The following is a 4,105-nucleotide window of genomic DNA, read 5'->3' as shown; positions in this document are numbered from 1 at the left end:
TCACAAAGGTGAAGAAGTCGGGGAAAAAGTTAAACGTCAAAGCATTTGGTATTGTAAACACAAAGCTAAGAAGCGGTTTAATCATTGCTGTGATAATACCTAAAGCCGCAGCAGCACTAAAAGTTTTATCAGGAGTATCAATTTCAACTCCAATTGGAAGTTTACTGATGACAAAAAAGCTGGCTGATGTGACTAGCCAAGCAATAAAAATCGATGTAATACTCATTGCCATAACCCCTGAAACGTGAATGGCGACTGGCATTTGATAATATCAAATCGTAGCCAAGAGGCAGATTCTCAATCATATAACTTTGCCATTGAATCTGAAAGTTATTATTTGTAAATTTGCCTAACCATTTCCGCTACTAGGGAACTATTTTTAATATTTTTATTTTTTGTCATTTGTTTTTTGTCATGCTGAACGCAGTGAAGCATCTAGTGTATACATTGAAACCCTAGATTCTTCGCTACCCTACCCTTCGGGATATCCTTCGGATAACGGCAAAAGCTTCGCTTTGCGCTCAGAATGACAGTGTGAGTGACAGTATGATTATTATTAATTTGACCTTTTTGGAGTCGAGTTATTTGTTTTAGGAGCTTGTTGGGGTGCTGTAATGCTGGGATTAACATTTGGGGCGCCTACTCCAGGTGCATTTCCGCCTTGAGTTGGAATTTGCGGAGCTTGGTTTGTTGGTAAGTTGGGGTTTAAATTACCTTGTGGATTAATTTGTGGGTTAACTTGTGGAATTTGCTGGTTCGGTGGCACCACAGTATTAGGTATAGTTTGATTGGGTACAGTTTGATTGGGTAAGACTGGGGGTGTAGTTGTTGGCTGGTCGGCACCACCAGGTATAACTCCTAAAGAAACACGGTCGCCACCAACTTGCCTTAATATATCTAGGGTTTCAATCACATCGTTATAACTTGTCCCACGCGATGCATTCAATACTAAAGGTTTTGTGGGGTTTTGCTTGACATAATTCTGCAAATATGTACGTAGCTGGTCTTTGGGAATTGGGGCTTGTGTCGGGTTGCTGATATCATAAATCTGACCAAGCCCGTCAATATGTAATACTAATCTCTGCCCTTGTTGAACAGGCGCCCCTGGTGCAGGAGTTCCAGGTATTGTTGTTCCCGAATTCGCTTTCGCTAAGTCAAGGTTGATACCTCGAATTGCTTCTTGTCTAGAAAACTGTAGCGCTGCCAAAATAAAAAATGTCAGGATACAAAAAATAACGTCAATCAAGGGAATGATTTGTATCTGAGCATCATCTTTAGAATTATTAAGATTTATCTTCATTTACCCCTCCGTATTTTCCGAATCAGTTGTATTTGAATCTGATGGACTTTGATAAGGTTCACCAAACTTATTTTTACCTCGGCGCCGTGGACTTGGACTCGAATTTTTCGACGTGCTGTTTTCTGGCGCCAATAATGTTGGAGCTTCGGGGTCTACTATATTTACCCCACTGACTAGAGCTTCAGTTGGAGGAGACTGGCGATACATTAGTTCTAACTCATTACCTGCTTTACGAAAAACTTGAACTTGGTTAAACATAAACGCTTGAAATAAGCGGTAGAAAACCAAACTTGTAATAGCAACAACTAGTCCAGCAGCTGTACTAATTAACGATTCTCCAATACCAGTAGTTACTCCAGCTGTTGCCTCGGTTCCCAAGTCTCCAATTTTAATTGCCCGCAACGACTGTATTAGTCCCCAAACTGTACCAAATAAACCTAACAGTGGCGCCAACGCAATTACAGCTTCCAAAAGCTTCTCACCACGTCGCATTCCAGTTAATTCATCTTCTGCTGTAGCTTCTAAAGCAAGTTGAAAACTTTCAGGGTCATTTTTAGACAAACTCAAAGGAGCATATAAAAATCTTCCTATCGGCTGGTCAGTCGCGCGTTGGGCAATATCACGAGCTAATCCCCAGTCAGTACGCGCAGCTTCCAGAACACGGTCAACTATCTGACGTTCTTGGTTTAACATACGGAACCAAAACCAAAATCGCTCTAAAATCACGCTTATTGTCAAAATTGACAACGCGAGCAACGGGTACATTGCCGGTCCGCCGCTTTTAAATTCAGCTACTATATCCACAGTCTTAACTTTCCTCTTTGAATTTGACAAGTAAACCATTGGGAAGTTTTATATTGTCCAAGATGCCCAGAAGCTGGCAGAGCGCAATTATAACTTTTACGCTAAGTTCGCAACTTCCTGAAAATTTAGGACGGTTATTCCCACAGGAAGTTTAGGGCAATATGAGTCAAAATTAAAGCTAAAACAAGGTTCAAAAACATGAAATTTTCAATTCAAGCAGTTTACACCTGGTATCGCGAGTTAATCCGCAACCCTAAATATCGCTGGTGGGTAATCCTGGGAACACTTTTATATTTCGTTAGTCCATTTGATATTGCCCCTGACTTTTTACCTATTGTTGGACAACTAGATGATGCTTTCATTTTGAGTTTACTGGTATCAGAAGTATCACAACTAGTGCTTGAAGGTTTCAAGGCACGCAAAGGAAATACTGAAAGTGAAGCTAACAAAAATGATACTAATGCACCAAATGCACAAGTAAATACAACTAACACAACTAACACAGCTAACACAGCTAACACAATTGATGTAGATGCCGTCTCAGTTGAATAATCTTTACAATACTATAAGTAAACTGGATGCTATCTACGTAATATCTTTGTTTTTACTACAATCTATCATCCAAATGACGTGGAGACGTGATATATCACGTCTCTACAATAATTGGTACGATATTTCATGTAAAATAGTGGTTTTGTATGAATCGGCGAATTATTGGACTGCTACCTGCGGGTGGACAAGCAACACGCATTTCTCCCTTACCACTTAGTAAAGAATTATATCCAGTCGGTTTTCAAAATAATAGTTGTAATAGTTCTGACAATCAATTACGTCCTAAAGTAGTGTCGCATTACTTGCTCGAAAAGATGCAACTTGCAGGAATAGAGACAGCATATTTTATTCTGCGCTCTGGGAAATGGGACATTCCTGCATATTTTGGTGATGGGTCAATGCTTGGGATGAACTTAGGGTATTTAATTATGGGGTTGTCCTATGGAGTCCCTTTTACACTCGACCAGGCTTACCCATTTGTCTCAGATGCAATTGTGGCTTTAGGCTTTCCTGATATTTTGTTTCAACCACAAGATGGATTCAGACGAATTCTAGCACGTCTTGCCCAAACTGGCGCCGACGTTGTTTTAGGATTATTTCCCACCGAGCAAGCGCAAAAAGCAGGTATGGTCGATTTTGATCACACAGGTAGAGTTCACCGAATCCAAGAAAAGCCTTCGCAATCCAATTTAAAATACATGTGGGCTATTGCGGTATGGGCGCCTACTTTTACAGAGTTTTTACACCACTACGTATCGAATCTAAAAAAAACAAAACTTTCACACTTACCAGAGTTGCCAATAGGTGATGTGATACAGGCAGCAGTTGAGTCTGGGATGCGGGTTGAGGCTGAAGTTTTTGAAGTCGGTAGTTATTTAGATATAGGCACACCAAGTGATTTACTCTTGGCAGTGCAACAACTATCAAGTTGCTTTTAAATTGTAGCTTTATAAATTGTAGTAATCACTTCAGTGATTCCATTGGATTAAAAGAATCACTAAAGTGATTATTACGATGAGTGTCTTCATGTGGGTAACCGAGATGATGGCGCCCCTGCCAAAATAACTCTTGTATCTGTTGTGTATAAGGCAGCAGCAACTCAGACGCATGAGGAGCGCGACTGAAAATTTCAGATGTTAAAACAGACCACCACTTCTCAGTTAGTTCCCATTTGATTTGTAGAGTCTCAATGACCATCGCGCACAAAGGGAGTAGCTCTTGCTGTACTGGTACAATGTTTCCTTCAAACAAACATAGCCACAAGTAAGCTTGAAACATTGTTAAATCACGGATACACGAGTGAGCTATTTCCTCATCACGTAAATGACCACGACGACTACGATAGTCAGGAAACAATTCCAAAAGTCGGTTATACGCAGCAAGAGCGATAGACGGCGCCGCTGGTAGCATTTCTTCAACCAAGCGATACTCAGCAGAGTCGATAGCATG

5 protein-coding genes and 1 pseudogene are annotated in these 4,105 nt (G+C 40.6%); 2 read left to right on the top strand and 4 right to left on the bottom strand.

Translation table 11 applies throughout. The features are described 5' to 3' along the window. The 3 genes from AC2JBO_RS43655 to AC2JBO_RS43645 form a co-directional block, all read right to left on the bottom strand. A partial coding sequence (locus tag AC2JBO_RS43655) for a phage holin family protein (RefSeq protein WP_496959862.1) occupies window positions 1-226 on the bottom strand: 226 nt, incomplete at its 3' end. Between the two features lie 330 nt (window positions 227-556). After that, window positions 557-1,300, bottom strand: a complete 744-nt coding sequence (locus tag AC2JBO_RS43650; protein WP_496959861.1) for an ExbD/TolR family protein — start codon at window positions 1,298-1,300, stop codon at window positions 557-559. After that, the gene (locus AC2JBO_RS43645; protein ID WP_496959860.1) at window positions 1,301-2,104 is read right to left on the bottom strand and encodes a MotA/TolQ/ExbB proton channel family protein; all 804 of its coding nucleotides are present in this window, start codon (window positions 2,102-2,104) and stop codon (window positions 1,301-1,303) included. Window positions 2,105-2,302: 198 nt separating this feature from the next. On the opposite strand from AC2JBO_RS43645, the gene AC2JBO_RS43640 reads away from it, so the two are divergent. Further along, on the top strand, window positions 2,303-2,656 hold the full coding sequence (locus tag AC2JBO_RS43640) for a YkvA family protein (RefSeq protein ID WP_496959859.1): 354 nt from the start codon (window positions 2,303-2,305) through the stop codon (window positions 2,654-2,656). Between the two features lie 146 nt (window positions 2,657-2,802). Further along, window positions 2,803-3,594 carry a sugar phosphate nucleotidyltransferase gene (locus tag AC2JBO_RS43635; protein WP_496959858.1) on the top strand — a complete coding sequence of 264 codons (792 nt, stop codon included), beginning with the start codon at window positions 2,803-2,805 and terminating at the stop codon, window positions 3,592-3,594. A gap of 25 nt (window positions 3,595-3,619) precedes the next feature. On the opposite strand, the pseudogene AC2JBO_RS43630 reads toward AC2JBO_RS43635, so the two are convergent. Next, a pseudogene (locus AC2JBO_RS43630) lies at window positions 3,620-4,105 on the bottom strand (hypothetical protein); the annotation flags it as partial.

The sequence above is a fragment of the Calothrix sp. CBUCES-K 9914 genome (assembly GCF_059640475.1).
This window is presented reverse-complemented; position numbering and strand designations above follow the sequence as displayed.